At 42.6% G+C, this 13,768-nt stretch carries 12 protein-coding genes and 3 pseudogenes; 9 read left to right on the top strand and 6 right to left on the bottom strand.

All coding sequences use genetic code 11. The annotated features are described in order from the left end of the window. Positions 1-14 precede the first annotated feature (14 nt). Entirely contained in the window at positions 15-530 is a 516-nt protein-coding gene (locus KHO06_RS01175; protein WP_045482916.1) for a porin family protein, read from the bottom strand. 653 nt (positions 531-1,183) lie between these two features. On the opposite strand from KHO06_RS01175, the gene KHO06_RS01170 reads away from it, so the two are divergent. From KHO06_RS01170 to KHO06_RS01130, 9 genes and pseudogenes are all read left to right on the top strand, one after another. Further along, positions 1,184-1,402, top strand: coding sequence for a hypothetical protein (locus tag KHO06_RS01170; protein ID WP_017449110.1), 219 nt, complete (start codon positions 1,184-1,186; stop codon positions 1,400-1,402). A 73-nt stretch (positions 1,403-1,475) separates the two neighbouring features. Next, a complete protein-coding gene (locus KHO06_RS01165) occupies positions 1,476-2,150 on the top strand; it encodes a YjbF family lipoprotein (RefSeq protein ID WP_212582435.1) in 675 nt (224 codons plus the stop codon). Then, a pseudogene (locus KHO06_RS01160) lies at positions 2,147-2,909 on the top strand (YjbG polysaccharide synthesis-related protein). Before KHO06_RS01165 ends, KHO06_RS01160 begins: the two are co-directional and overlap by 4 nt. A gap of 2 nt (positions 2,910-2,911) precedes the next feature. Beyond that, on the top strand, positions 2,912-5,110 hold the full coding sequence (locus KHO06_RS01155) for a YjbH domain-containing protein (protein ID WP_212581973.1): 2,199 nt from the start codon (positions 2,912-2,914) through the stop codon (positions 5,108-5,110). A 136-nt stretch (positions 5,111-5,246) separates the two neighbouring features. Continuing rightward, positions 5,247-6,189: pseudogene (gene rfaD / locus KHO06_RS01150) on the top strand (ADP-glyceromanno-heptose 6-epimerase). Positions 6,190-6,305: 116 nt separating this feature from the next. Continuing rightward, the gene (lpxM, locus tag KHO06_RS01145) at positions 6,306-7,295 is read left to right on the top strand and encodes a lauroyl-Kdo(2)-lipid IV(A) myristoyltransferase (protein WP_212581972.1); all 990 of its coding nucleotides are present in this window, start codon (positions 6,306-6,308) and stop codon (positions 7,293-7,295) included. Next, positions 7,292-8,350, top strand: coding sequence for a lipopolysaccharide heptosyltransferase II (waaF, locus tag KHO06_RS01140; RefSeq protein WP_212581971.1), 1,059 nt, complete (start codon positions 7,292-7,294; stop codon positions 8,348-8,350). The genes lpxM and waaF overlap by 4 nt, the downstream gene beginning before the upstream one ends. Beyond that, on the top strand, positions 8,344-9,609 hold the full coding sequence (waaA, locus tag KHO06_RS01135; protein ID WP_212581970.1) for a lipid IV(A) 3-deoxy-D-manno-octulosonic acid transferase: 1,266 nt from the start codon (positions 8,344-8,346) through the stop codon (positions 9,607-9,609). Before waaF ends, waaA begins: the two co-directional genes overlap by 7 nt. Before the next feature lie 3 nt (positions 9,610-9,612). Continuing rightward, complete coding sequence (locus tag KHO06_RS01130; RefSeq protein WP_212581969.1) at positions 9,613-10,608, top strand: glycosyltransferase 52 family protein; 996 nt, start codon at positions 9,613-9,615, stop codon at positions 10,606-10,608. Here KHO06_RS01130 and KHO06_RS01125 read toward each other — a convergent pair. From KHO06_RS01125 to KHO06_RS01105, 5 genes and pseudogenes are all read right to left on the bottom strand, one after another. Then, positions 10,603-11,300, bottom strand: a pseudogene (locus KHO06_RS01125) (acylneuraminate cytidylyltransferase family protein). The gene KHO06_RS01130 and the pseudogene KHO06_RS01125 overlap by 6 nt on opposite strands. Before the next feature lie 67 nt (positions 11,301-11,367). Then, positions 11,368-11,835, bottom strand: a complete 468-nt coding sequence (locus tag KHO06_RS01120) for a serine acetyltransferase (RefSeq protein WP_182052816.1) — start codon at positions 11,833-11,835, stop codon at positions 11,368-11,370. Between the two features lies 1 nt (position 11,836). Continuing rightward, a complete protein-coding gene (locus KHO06_RS01115; protein ID WP_005428216.1) occupies positions 11,837-12,562 on the bottom strand; it encodes a glycosyltransferase family 25 protein in 726 nt (241 codons plus the stop codon). Positions 12,563-12,565: 3 nt separating this feature from the next. After that, entirely contained in the window at positions 12,566-13,282 is a 717-nt protein-coding gene (locus tag KHO06_RS01110; protein WP_212581968.1) for a 3-deoxy-D-manno-octulosonic acid kinase, read from the bottom strand. Between the two features lie 27 nt (positions 13,283-13,309). Beyond that, the gene (locus KHO06_RS01105) at positions 13,310-13,714 is read right to left on the bottom strand and encodes a diacylglycerol kinase (protein ID WP_020195869.1); all 405 of its coding nucleotides are present in this window, start codon (positions 13,712-13,714) and stop codon (positions 13,310-13,312) included. Between the last annotated feature and the right edge of the window lie 54 nt (positions 13,715-13,768).

Genomic DNA, 13,768 nt, shown 5'->3' with positions numbered 1-13,768 from the left:
ACTAGGTCTTTTAATTAAAATCGGTGCTGAAAGCCGAGTGTCAGGGCATTCAAACGAACTTGGTCTTCTGATGTATTGTCAACAAACTCGAAAACAACCGCATTGTGCTTATCTAAGGCGTAATGCATCCCTAAACCAAAGCTAAAACCTTGATCTTTGTTAGAACCGACGTTCTGTTGATCAATTTGGACACTGGAGTAACCCGCCAGCCCGTAAAGTGCGAAACGTTCAGAAACCGGCATGTTCAACTTAACAAAACCACTTGCTAAGCTGTCTACTGCAAGTCCGCTTTCACGCTGTACTGAGGTGCCGTAACGCGCTTCTAACGCGACATAATCGTTAAAGAAATAACCTGCTTGCGCTTGAAGAAGGAATGGATTGCCTTCGGTTACGGAAGAAGTAGAAGAGTGGTGGTATTCGGCATTAGAGTAGCTCACCAACGCACCTGCATAAAAATCTGCTGAGGCCGTAAATGAGCACAAGCCTAAGCTGATTGCACTCAACGCCCCTAGCCATGGTCGTTTGTTCATCACGTAAATGTTCCTTGGGTATTGACTTACCGCTGCACATGAATGACGCACGCAGTGAATGTCTGTTAACTCTTTAGTCTGTTTGCTTGTGCGTTTTCACGCTACCGCCCTGCGGCATTACGCGTTAGCCACTGTTCGCTGATTACCGAGTTTCTCGGCTTATTGATATAAGTGCTTTTTTCAAGCGTCGCTTTTGTGACAAGAAAATCAAAAAATCATACTTGATAAGCACAGCATAAAAGCTGGCAAATTATGCATGGATTAGCGCAAAACGGCAAGGGGGCTCACTCTAAGGTTTGAGAAGGGGTATTCTTGTTTTTGAGAGCAATAGCAATCTAAACATCATTCCCCTAAGTGTAACAAAGCATAACGTTGTACTTATCTCGAACGTCAATTCGCTCCTTACTTCGATATTGATCGGTTAGTGCTAGCTATGACCGAGTTATCCTTCATTACACCAGTAAGCCCTAGTTAAAATAACTAAAACCGCCTGCAAATAAATTGTCTTTTCAATGAGACGCATTCTTTAGAACTTGGTAAAATTCCATAGGAAACTATTTACATGCTGATTGTTTTTTAACTAAAATGACAGATGGTATGTTCTAAACAGACCAAACATCGATGTTTTAAAATCTGAAATACAAGGATTAATAATGAAGAACACAGCTCTAGCTATTCTTATGGCTCTAAGCGCATCAACTGCATTTGCAGCAACTGAAGCTGGTACTACTGGTACAGCAGCAGCATCAGCAACTGGCACAACTGCAGTAGCAGTAGGTGCAGCAGCAGCAGTAACTGTAGTAGCAGTTGCAGCGTCAGACAGCGACTCAACGTCTACTTCAACGTCTACTTCTACTTCAGTAACTAAATAATTTTTTAGTTTTGTAGATATGGAAACAATCGCCCTGAACTATTCAGGGCGATTTTATTTGTAATGAGGGAATGATGAACACCTTTCTATCGCTAAAATGGATGCGCTTACTTATTGCCCTACCTTTGCTGAGTTCAATCTTTGGCTGTACACAAAAATTTAATGACGTTTCCGCGACTGTCCAAGAAGCTTATGGCAACTACATCGATGTTGAACTAACACCAGAAGAAATTGAAGCGGTTCCTTATGCCAGTGCTTACCTAAAAATTGGCGACCAAAAACAGGTTTTCGTAGTGTTAGCCTTCGCCGAACCAAATCCATTAACCGGCAATACTCAACTAAAGTGGGTCAGTGCAGACAAAGCAATGGTGGTAACAGAGAACGGTCATATCGTTAAAACTATTGGTTTGCAAACCTCCAATCTAGCTGGCATTTATGGCAACGTTCCTGCCTACTTAGCGCCCTCTGTGCAATATTCTCTTTCTTACGATTGGGCTGACAAATACCGTTATGGGTTCCCGGCTAAAGTCCAGCGTTCTCGTCAAGGTAAAGAAACCGTCATAACCCCTATTTCATCTACCACTACTGATGTTTATACAGAGGTTGTAACATTTGCCAGCTTAGAAAAAAGTGTAGAGAACCAATACTGGGTAAACGGTAAAGGAGAAGTAGTGAAAACACGTCAACACTTAGGTCCAAACATGGTACCTGTTGAATTGACAATTCTGAAAGGGTACAGCAAATCATGAATAAGCGACTGCTATCTTTATTAAGCCTAAGTTTAACGGCAACGATTCTGGCGACACCTACTACTGTTCAAGCTCAAACCCCCCCCCTCTTCACCGCTTAATGTTGAACTTGTCGGAACGGGCAAAGCATTGCAGTTCCCACAAGCGGCACGTTTAGAGAGCGTACTTAAGCATGCACAAGAACAACAAGTCGCCCTGCAATACCCTTTAGCTGTGACTCTATTTGATAATTCCGAAGCAGTAGTGCAAGAAAGTACTGCCTTAAAGAATTCGGTGTTGAACCAATTGATTCAACATAATTTAGTTGCGCACCCATTTTACAAGTTTATCCAACAAAGCCAATTTGCACCTCGCGTGCTGTCAGCCATTGATGTTGATCGCATCCGTCTAGATAAATTTGATAACCCTCTTTTAAAAGGTCAACTTGCATTAAGTGCGCCAAAACGTGAAGAGAAAGTGTTGTATGTGGGTAACTTGGAAAAAGTCTACGCAGTAGAAAACCAAGCGGGTATTCCTCTGCATGAACAGATCAATCATCTACGTTCAAGTGATATTGGTGAGCTCGCCTATCCGCCAATCCTAATTTACCCGGATGGCAAGGTTATTCATCCTCACCATGGCAGTTGGTTAACCACTCAATATTACTTGCCACCACTTACCATGGTATACATCCCATTTGATGAGTTTGAAAAATCACAAATGGATCAAGATATTGTCGCTCTGCTTGCACAACGTAAACCAACCTCATCGAAGAACTAAAAATGAACCTGATCAAAACCAGTTTATCCCTTTCTTTAATGGGTCCAGCGTTGGTGTGGGCTCAAGATATGCCTTTCGAAGTGCCGCCATTGCAACCATCACAAATGGACTTTGGTGGCGTCGGCTTAATGCAAATGCCAACTGGTCGTATGGCGCCTGAAGGCGAGTTTAACTTTGCTATTAACAACAGTAATGAGTACACATTTTACAATGTTACTTTGCAAGTGATGCCATGGTTAGAAACTACTATTCGTTATACTACTGCAAAAGATGTTCTTTACAGCGAAGACCCTAATTTTTCTGGCGACAATGAATACACCGACAAAGGCATCGATTTTAAAGTTCGCTTGCTAGAAGAATCCGAATACTTACCAGAGCTTTCTGTAGGCGTGCGTGACTTTGCAGGTACAGGCCTTTTTGATGGTGAGTTTGTTGCCGCGACAAAGCGTTACTCTAACCCAAACCTTGGTACCTTTGATTTCACTTTAGGTATGGGCTGGGGTTATTTAGGCACGCGCGACAACATCAGTAACCCAGCATGTAAGCTGTCCGATAGTTTTTGCCAAAGACCAAGAGATAACGTTTCCACTGGTGGGACAACAAACGTAGACCGTTTCTTCAAGGGGCCTGCAGCACTCTTTGGTGGTGTCGAGTATCAAACTTTGTACGCGCCACTGCGATTTAAGCTTGAATACGACAGCAACGATTACAGCGAAGATTTCCCTGTGGTAAGTGGTGGTGTAGACATGACACCTCATACACCTTGGAACTTTGGTGTTCTGTATCGTTTAGGACATATGGCAGATTTGCGCTTGAGCTACGAGCGCGGTGATACGTTAGTGGCAGGCGTAAGCCTTTACACAAACTTCAATGATATGCCGTCTTTCTGGCGTGATACACCAACGCCAGAAGTGGAAGACATGCAACCAGAACAACTGTCTGATGTAGACTGGGAACGTGTTACCGAGGAGCTGGATAAAATTGCTGGCTACCAGAACACTCAACTCTATGTTGAAGATAATACCGTTTCGGTTGTTGGCGAGCAGAAAAAGTATCGTGATCGCAACGAAGCTCATGAGAAAGCAGCGGCAGTTCTGTACAACGAAATGCCAGACAACATTGATACCTTTACTATCAATGAACGCAGTCGTGGTTTGATCGGCGATCAAACGGTTATCTCCAAAGAGAAATACCGTGACTTTGCAGAAGTTAACTACATCAATCCAAATATCGAAGATGCAACATCAACCTCGAGCGATAAACCGCAAGGTAAACCTGCTTACGACGGTTTTGAGCGCTTTGATTGGGGCTTCTCACCAAAACTGGCTCAGACCTTAGGCAACCCCGAAGAGTTCTATCTGTTCAGTGTTGGCTTAAGTGGCAGCGCCTCTTACTGGCTGACAGATAACCTAGAAATTGGAGGCTCGCTATATTGGGATTGGTACAACAACTACGACAAGTTTAACTACGTCACCCCACCGGACGCTACTTCGATTCCTCGTGTGCGTACCATGTTCCGCGCGTATCAAAATGAACACGCGGTAACCATGTCCAACCTGCAGTTAACTTGGTTCCAAGAGTACTCAGATACCATGGACCAACAGTTATACGCTGGTTATCTAGAAAGTATGTTTGCGGGTGTGGGTACCGAATTCCTGTACCGACCGAAAGGCGCAAACTGGGCAATCGGTGCAGATGTAAACTTGATCTCTCAACGTGACCCGCAAAGTTACTTCGGTGTATACGATGAGAAATGGCAATACGTTCCAGAATATGGGCGTCCGTTCCAAGTTGTAGATAAAGGCTTTACTGGTTTTGTGTCGGGTTATTACTACCCTCAATGGGACTTCTTACAAGATTTGATGATTCAAGTTGATGTCGGCCAGTTCCTAGCGGGCGATGTTGGTACGCAAGTGAACGTGTCTAAGCAATTCAAGAGTGGCGTGATCGCTGGTGCATTCGCATCAATCAGTGATTTGTCGGCTGACGAATTCGGTGAAGGTAGCTTTACTAAAGGGTTCTACATTTCGATTCCATTCGACATCATGACGGTGAAACCAAGCAACAACCGCGCGTTCTTTAGCTGGCAGCCGCTGACTCGCGATGGCGGTCAGAAGCTAGGTCGCAAGTACAGCTTGATTGAACTTACTGATGAACGTAATCCTTGGTACCAAAGACCAAATGCGTCAAACGCTGAATAACAACACAATTTAAGGGAGCTTCGGCTCCCTTTTGTTTATACTCAAGCGCTATATACCTTTCTTTTCCTTCCAATAGCGCTAATTTCTGTTTCTTGCTAGAATTCCTGAGAAAATTTTAATCTATGGTGGAAGTCTTATGATCATCGTAACTGGTGGTGCTGGCATGATCGGCAGCAACATTGTTAAAGCACTGAATGAAGCAGGTATTAACGATATTCTGGTTGTCGACAACCTAAAAAATGGACAAGAAGTTTAAAAACTTAGTTGATCTTGATATCACAGATTACATGGATCGTGATGACTTCCTTACTCAAATCATGGCAGGTGACGACTTCGGCCCAATCGAAGCCATCTTCCATGAAGGTGCTTGTTCTGCAACAACAGAGTGGGACGGTAAGTACATGATGCTAAACAACTATGAGTACTCAAAAGAGTTGCTTCATTACTGTCTAGATCGTGAAATCCCATTCCTATACGCGTCATCAGCGGCGACATACGGTGAGACAGAAACGTTTGTTGAAGAGCGTGAATTCGAAGGCGCGCTTAACGTATACGGCTACTCGAAACAGCAATTTGACAACTACGTTCGTCGCCTGTGGAAAGACGCAGAGGATCATGGCGAGCAGCTTTCTCAAATCACTGGTTTCCGCTACTTCAATGTGTACGGTCCACGTGAAGATCACAAAGGCAGCATGGCATCGGTAGCCTTCCACCTAAATAACCAAATCAATGCAGGTGAAAACCCTAAATTATTTGCTGGTAGCGAATCATTCAAACGCGATTTCGTTTACGTTGGTGATGTGTGCAAAGTAAACCTTTGGTTCCTAGAAAATGGTGTTTCTGGCATCTTCAACTGCGGTACTGGTCGTGCAGAATCTTTTGAGGAAGTGGCAAAAGCAGTGGTCAAACACCACAACAAAGGTGAAATCCAAACCATTCCGTTCCCTGATCACCTAAAAGGCGCTTACCAAGAGTTCACTCAAGCGGATCTCACTAAGCTTCGTGCAGCTGGTTGTGATGTAGAATTCAAAACGGTAGCAGAGGGTGTTGCTGAATACCTAGCGATTCAAAACCGTTAATTCCCCACAAAGGTGGTAGTAAACTCTCTACCACCTTTACTCTGGTATTATTACTAGTATCATTTCTACATACCTCCACTCGCCTCTCTCCAAAAAATATAGGTACTTAAAACTTCATGACTAATCAACGTGATGATTTCGATCCTAAAGCTTATAACCCTGAATTTAAGCGCCACTTTTTAGCGCCGAAGTATTGGGGGACGTGGATAGGCGTTGTCCTTTCTTTGCCGCTTGCTTTATTACCTTTAGGGGTTCAGAAATGGCTAGCAAAAACCATCGCGAAGAAGCTGGCTAAATCGCACAACGGTCCAGCTCACCGAGCTCGTGTCAACTTCGAGCTGTGCTTCCCAGAGAAATCATTTGAAGAGCGCGAAGCACTGATTGAAAAAACGCTTTATACCGCAGCATTGTTCTTTTTCCGTTTCAGCTTACTTAGCTTACGTTCATCTAAATGGTTACAGCAGCGTTGCCAAATCCGAGGTTTAGACATCCTTCAAAAACACATCGACAATGATGAGAAAGTCATTTTGATGGTTCCACACTCATGGGCAATTGATATTCCCGCGGTGTTGCTTGCTTCGATGGGAATGCCCGTCTCGGCAATGGCAAAAAAGCAGAAAAATGAAGTGGCAGATTGGCTAATGCACGAACAACGTGTGCAATATGGCGGTCGCGTTTATGAACGTTCTGGTGGTATTAAGCCGTTTTTGAAATCAGTTCGTGATGGCTACATTGGCTATTACTTACCCGATCAGGATCATGGTCCTGAACACAGCGTTTTTGTCGATTTCTTTGCGACCAGAAAAGCAACGCTTCCTGGTTTAGGTAAAATTGCCAAACTATCACGCGCTAAAGTGTTACCTATGTTTGCTTCTATGAACACAGAAGATGGTACGTTTGATATCGAAATCTTACCGGCATTTGAGCTAGATAAAGGCGAAGAACAAGACGCTCGCACTTGTAATCAAGCAATCGAGTACTTTGTTGCAAATAAACCAGAACAATACATGTGGGTGCTACAACTTCTGCACTCTCAAGAAGACGGCAATAACTATTACAACCTATTTAAACCGAGATACAACACTGACTGGCAAATAAGCAAATGAAAAAAATCTTAATTATTGGCCCTTCTTGGGTTGGCGATATGGTGATGTCGCAGTCTCTTTATATTGTCTTAAAACAACTTCATCCAGAAAGCCAAATTGATGTGATTGCACCAGGTTGGTGTAAACCAATTCTTGAGCGCATGCCCGAAATCCATCAAGCCATTGAAATGCCTATTGGTCATGGTGAATTCAACTTACTTGGTCGTCGCGAAATCGGTAAATCACTCCGAGAAAAACAATACGACCACGCCTACATCCTGCCGAAGTCTGCAAAATCAGCTCTTATCCCTTGGTTTGCAAATATTCCGCTTCGAACAGGTTGGAAAGGCGAGATGCGTTACGGTCTGCTCAATGACTTGCGACCAAACATGAAGTCTTTTCAATTCATGGTTGAACGCTATGTGGCATTAGCTTACTCACAAGAAGAGATGATCGACTCTTCTTCTCTAGGTGGTTTAGATACCCTACCTCGCCCTAGCCTGTTTATTGATAAAAAAGAGCAAGCTGAAGCGATTGCTAAGTTTAACCTCAATCAAGAAGCGCCTGTTGTTGGCCTGTGCCCTGGTGCAGAGTTTGGCCCTGCTAAAAAATGGCCAGAGACACATTACGCAGAAGTTGCATCAGCTATGGCGAATGCAGGAAAGCAAGTGTGGCTATTTGGTTCTCAAAAAGATCTTGAGACCTGTAACAACATCAAGCAATTAGTACCACAAGAACACCAGCACCAGGTTCATGTTTTGGCAGGGCAAACGAGCCTGATTGAAGCCGTTGATCTGCTGGCGGCATGTCAGACTGTTGTAGCAAATGACTCGGGTCTTATGCACGTGGCAGCTGCCGTTGGTTGTAACGTCATTGCGGTCTATGGTTCAACATCTCCAAAGTACACTCCACCGCTTGCGGAAAAGGTAGAGATTGTTCATACCGATATTGACTGCCGTCCATGCTTTAAGCGTGAGTGTGAGTTTAAGCACCTTAAGTGTTTAACTGAGTTATCACCAAAACAGGTGCTAGATAGTATCCAAAAACTTGAAGCGATAACGGTAAGTTCATGCTAATTCGTTTTTTTTACACATTGCTGCTTACACTTGCGTCCCCATTCCTATTGTTTGGTTTGTATAAAAGCAAACCAAACAAGCCTAAGTTTGGTCAACGATGGAAAGAGCATTTTGGTATAACCCCAAAGCTAAAGACAACTGAGCGCCCCATTTGGATTCACGCGGTTTCGGTAGGCGAAAGCATTGCGGCTATTCCCCTAATTAAAGAGTTGAAAAAACAAGATCCCACTCAACCTATTTTGGTCACCACCACAACCAGTACTGGTGCGGAACAAATTGCTAAGTTGGGCGACTTAGTGGAACACCGCTATATGCCTATCGATTTTGGTTTTGCCGTGAAAGGCTTTCTAAAGGCAATACGCCCACAGCAAATGTTGATAATCGAAACCGAGCTTTGGCCAAACACGCTTAATACTGTCCACAATGCAGGAATCCCTATCATAGTGGTCAACGCTCGCCTCTCTGAAAAGTCGTGTAGGAACTACGCAAAAGTGCAGCCACTGTTTGACCTCCTACATCCATGCATAGATAAACTCCTTTGCCAGACGGAGTCAGATGCTGAGCGCTTTGAACGTTTAGGTATCGAGAAAAACAAACTTTTTGTTACTGGCTCAATAAAGTTTGATATTCAAATATCCAAGGACGTAAAAGAAAAAGGCAAAATGCTACGGGATGCTCTTGGATTAGAACGTCCTATTTGGGTTGCTGCCAGTACTCATAAAGGCGAAGACGAGCAGGTATTAGAAGCCCACAAAAAAATCTTAGAATCTCACCCAAACGCTCTTTTAATCCTTGTTCCACGTCATCCAGAGCGATTCGAAGATGTATTTGAGCTTTGCCAAGGTGAAGGCTTTGAAACTGCTCGACGCACAAGCCAAACCGAAGTAACAGAGTCCACCCAAGTTTATCTTGGAGATACCATGGGTGAGATGCTGGTCTTGATGGGTGCATCCGATATATGCTTTATGGGCGGTAGTTTAATTGGTGATAAGGTTGGTGGGCATAATGTCCTAGAACCTGCGGCTTTGGGTGTGCCAGTCATCACTGGGCCGAGCTATTTTAATTTCCAAGAAATTGTCGACAAGATGGTATCTTTTTCCGCGATAGCGATTACTTCAAACGCAAGCACCCTTGCAATTGAAATAAAGGATCTAATTCAAAATGAAAGAGCTTACCATCAAACCAAGGTAAGCCTACTTTCTGTCGTAAACTCAAACCAAGGCTCATTACAAAAAACTCTGGATAAGGTAACTTTATAAACTATGGATCTTTTTGTTGTTACATCACCCATGCAGTATGTTTGTGCCTTAGAGGCTAAAACATTCTTTAACAGCCAAGAGGCGATCTTACTGTTGGTAAACCAGAAAAGTACGCTTGGTTTAGAGCAGCAAAACCGACTTTTAAATGCTAAAGAGTGGCAAAATATCATCACCATTGATAGGGGAAACCGTAGTGTTGCTGTCCCTAAAGCAATCAAAGAGATCAAGAAAGCACTAAATGGGTGTTCGATACAACGTTTTTTCTATGCTGAATTTAATGCTTGGCGAACAAAACTAATACTAAAAAACCTCAATATAGAGAAACAAATCTATTTTGATGATGGTACGCTTACACTGTCGGAGTACCCGAAGTATATATTGCCTAAAAAAGACTTTTACCGCCCAAGGTTCCTTCAAGATTTAGTGGTGCGCCTTAATGGATGTAAACCAATTGGTCATTTAAAACCTTCTGATAATCTAGAAGTTTTTACGATGTTCAACTTAAATCCAATAGCACATAAAGTACATAAGAATTCCTTGAGCAGATTAAAGGGGAAGTATGGTAACCCATCTCTGTATAATAGAGATGCTCCAATTGGCTATATAGGACAAGGGGCTATTGGTGACAAATATCAAAAGTCGGTATCACAATACATTAAAGAGATTGATACTCTCGCTAAGTCTAGCAATCGAAAAATTGTATACTTCCCTCACCGAACAGAGCGAGATGAAGTAAAAGAGGCACTACAAGGGAAAAGCTATATTATATACCACCGTAGTGAATATCCTCTAGAAATAGAGTTAATAGATAAAGGTATTGAACTCTCTGGATTCGTAGGGACTTATTCAACTGTAATGTTTACTTGCAGACTACTCTATCCAGATATGCCCATCTATACGATATCCGATGACTACCCTGATAAAGTGTTTCGAGCAGAACTAAGAAGACAGTTCAAAGCTATTAATGTAAAGAAAATTAATAGCTTTCAAGATTTATGACAATCTTCTTTTATTAAGGAAGAATTCAGCTAATTCAAAATCAAACTGTTGATCAATATCGAATGAGTCCTTGTTTTCCATGACAAAAGCAAAGGACTCACTTGTATAGCAGATCTCTTGGTATTCGAGTAATTTTTCAACATCAAATATATAAATCGCACCATTGAAGCGATAAAAGCTCCCTAAATCTTGAGAACGCTTTAGAGCTTCTGGTCGAATAAAGTTTTCCATTGAACCATTGTCTGGCAATGTATTTGACCAAAGTGGAGGATGCTCACACGGTGTCACAGATACAACAGAAAAAGCTTGTTTCTCAATAAATAGCTCTAGAGCTGATCGATATGCTGTGAAGTACGCAAAGGCGACGTGGGTTGGAGTAAAATGACTATATCAAAATCAGTACCAAATTTTTCCAACGTGTACGTTAGGACATTCGCTGTCGATGCAGTATCAGAAGCTAAGTGCTCTGGACGAAGTTCAGGTGCAGGAATCCCTAAACCTGCAGCTACATCAGCGATCTCCTGATCATCTGTGCTTATAAATATATCATCAATATACTCACTACCTTTCGCCGCATCAATAGACCAACCAATTAATGGCTTCCCTGCAATTGGCAAGATATTCTTTCTTGGTAACCGTTTACTCCCTCCTCGAGCAGGGATAAACGCTAATACCTTTTTTCCATCAATCATTAATATGTCCTTAAGTTCAATCTACATACTTTAATTTAAGTAAAACATTACGATTCATTTTCTATGCTTAACTTTCTTTTTTATTAGTAATACTTTTATTATTGCCCACTATCGAGCTATTATCAGCCACGTTTTTTGTGATGACCGCATTTGCTCCAACGTAACAATTCTTACCAATTGAAATCCCGCCAATGATCTTTGCCCCACTGCCAATGTAAGTATTTTCTAACACGTGGGCCATCGAGTTATCGGAGTCAAAGTTGCTGCCAATCGTGACTTGTTGATAAATTCGACATCCTTTTTCCACTTTTGCTTGCGAACCGATCACAATTCCACAAGGGTGAGGAAACAATACTGTTGGATGAATGTCGGCTAAATGGCTAACATCACAGTTGTAAACATAAAAAATACGTCTTTGAAAACGCTTGCGTATAAAGCGAGAGTGTTGCGTCCCCCAAAACATTAGATCTAATTCGGCACGAAACTTTTTTGAGGGTTCAGACGTAGAAAGCCATGTTATCAATAGTTTAAGCATCCTATTTGACCTTCTTCGGTGGGTTACGAAATAAATGCCACTTACGCCAAAGAGCACACTGAATAGAATACAACTCCCGCGTAAGTCGATTCATTTTATTACTCTTCTCGAGCTTACCGACACTAGAATCAAAATCTGTTTCATTCTTAACGATACCTGGCATTATGCCTCGGCATGCAACTTCATTTGACCAAAACTGGTCCATGTAATCATCAACAGGCAGTAGCCATTCTTGAGCAGATTCAATGAACCTTTTTGCAGCCATTGGAGTGACGAAGTAAGATCGAGTTGCGCCTGGGCCTCGTAAATACTCGACGACATCATGAGATTTATATGAACCAATTTTGACGAATGGCCGTTTGCGTCCATTAACAAATAAACGAACATAACCATATGGTTGGAGCTCGTTGATGTTTTTCATCGAATCATCAAAACATTCTTCTAGTTGAGCATCATCCTCAATGACAACAATCGGCTCATTTAACTCTAGGCACTTTTCCCAAAGCAAATAGTGACTGGCGAAGCACCCCAATTCACCTGGTGTCATTCCATAGCCTTTCACTCTAAGTCTTTTCTCAACGTTGTACTTGCTAAACAGAGGATGCTCGCCTTTACGTCCATCTATTGCATCAAAAAACTCAAAGTCTTGCTCTACACCAGCAAATTGAGCTTCGATATGCGCGCGGCGCTCAACTGCGCTTTCCAAACTAATCACAAACGTACGCATTCTCTATCCTTTATTACTTTGGTGGTAACCGCTTAGCAAACAGTCAAAATCTTGGAGGCTCCACGCAATCGCGCATTTACCTTTTTCTTTCTTAAACGAGCGCAATAGCCGCTCTAAATTCTCTTCAGAAACCTTATTATCTGTAGATGAAAAGCACTTATCAAAGTCGATAATCCAGACCTTGTCTTGGTCGTCAATTAAGATGTTATGAATGTTCAAGTCAGTGTGGTTCACATTAACTTTATGCATCTTGGCAATTTCTTGCCCAATCTTCTGGTACATCACTTCCGGTAACGATTTTTCTTGCAAAATACTGACCAAGTCTCTGGCATTTGGGATTCTTTCGCTGAGCAGATCCGCTTGGTAAGTCAAACCTGTTTTAACTGCTCGCGCGGCAATCGGGCGAGGAACATTAACGCCGGCATCTATCAAAACCTGCAAAAGATTTAACTCCTGAGCACTACGAGTTTGTTCCCAACCAGAAAACCAGTATTGGTCTTTCACAAGTTTGCCGAATAGACCACCTCGGCGATAATGTCGAAGGGCTGCTTGCATAGAGTCGAGTTGAACAAACCAGGTTGTTCCCCGACCAGAAGCGCTGCCTAAGATTTTACCTTGTTCTTGCCAATAGCCGGCATCAAACAATGGCAATGTTGGGTCTGAAATGATTTCATCATCAAACCAAATAGTGCAATTACCTTGTTGTGAAGTTTGAATCATATCTTTGATACTCACAGCTAAAGTGATTTAGAGATAAAGACTAAGCAAGATATACAGCCATGTGAATCCAGCGAATGCTAATGCCACCATAACTGCCGCTGAGCCGATATCTTTTGCTCGCCCACTCAACTCATGATGTTCGACGCCTACGCGATCCACTACCGCCTCTATCGCGGAATTGATCAACTCAACAATCAAAACAAGAACGACGACACCAAGCATCAAAATGCGTTCTATGACACTCAAGTCAAAAACACAAACCAAAACGATAGCAATGGCTAGCATCACAAGCTCTTGTCTAATCGCCGCTTCGTGTTTAAACGCCGCCCTTAAGCCTTTCGCAGAATATCCCGTCGCTTTGATGATGCGCTTTAAACCAGTGTTTCCAGGTTTACCCGAATTTGGAGATTGATGTTGTTGGCTATTTGACATTGCGAAGACTCGTCAGTGCTCAGTATAGAAGCGGTGTATTTTACATTTATTGGG

Origin of the sequence: Vibrio sp. B1FIG11 (genome assembly GCF_905175335.1) — a bacterium.
Classification (GTDB): domain Bacteria; phylum Pseudomonadota; class Gammaproteobacteria; order Enterobacterales; family Vibrionaceae; genus Vibrio; species Vibrio campbellii.
The sequence above is the reverse complement of the archived record's forward strand: the minus strand, read 5'-3'. Positions and strand labels throughout refer to the sequence as shown.

Excerpts from the sequence above, each read along its gene's own strand:
- KHO06_RS01175 (WP_045482916.1), bottom strand. The coding sequence starts at position 530 with ATGAACAAACGACCATGGCTAGGGGCGTTGAGTGCAATCAGCTTAGGC.
- KHO06_RS01170 (WP_017449110.1), top strand. The coding sequence starts at position 1,184 with ATGAAGAACACAGCTCTAGCTATTCTTATGGCTCTAAGCGCATCAACT.
- KHO06_RS01165 (WP_212582435.1), top strand. The coding sequence starts at position 1,476 with ATGAACACCTTTCTATCGCTAAAATGGATGCGCTTACTTATTGCCCTA.
- KHO06_RS01155 (WP_212581973.1), top strand. The coding sequence starts at position 2,912 with ATGAACCTGATCAAAACCAGTTTATCCCTTTCTTTAATGGGTCCAGCG.
- lpxM (WP_212581972.1), top strand. The coding sequence starts at position 6,306 with ATGACTAATCAACGTGATGATTTCGATCCTAAAGCTTATAACCCTGAA.
- waaF (WP_212581971.1), top strand. The coding sequence starts at position 7,292 with ATGAAAAAAATCTTAATTATTGGCCCTTCTTGGGTTGGCGATATGGTG.
- waaA (WP_212581970.1), top strand. The coding sequence starts at position 8,344 with ATGCTAATTCGTTTTTTTTACACATTGCTGCTTACACTTGCGTCCCCA.
- KHO06_RS01130 (WP_212581969.1), top strand. The coding sequence starts at position 9,613 with ATGGATCTTTTTGTTGTTACATCACCCATGCAGTATGTTTGTGCCTTA.
- KHO06_RS01120 (WP_182052816.1), bottom strand. The coding sequence starts at position 11,835 with ATGCTTAAACTATTGATAACATGGCTTTCTACGTCTGAACCCTCAAAA.
- KHO06_RS01115 (WP_005428216.1), bottom strand. The coding sequence starts at position 12,562 with ATGCGTACGTTTGTGATTAGTTTGGAAAGCGCAGTTGAGCGCCGCGCG.
- KHO06_RS01110 (WP_212581968.1), bottom strand. The coding sequence starts at position 13,282 with ATGATTCAAACTTCACAACAAGGTAATTGCACTATTTGGTTTGATGAT.
- KHO06_RS01105 (WP_020195869.1), bottom strand. The coding sequence starts at position 13,714 with ATGTCAAATAGCCAACAACATCAATCTCCAAATTCGGGTAAACCTGGA.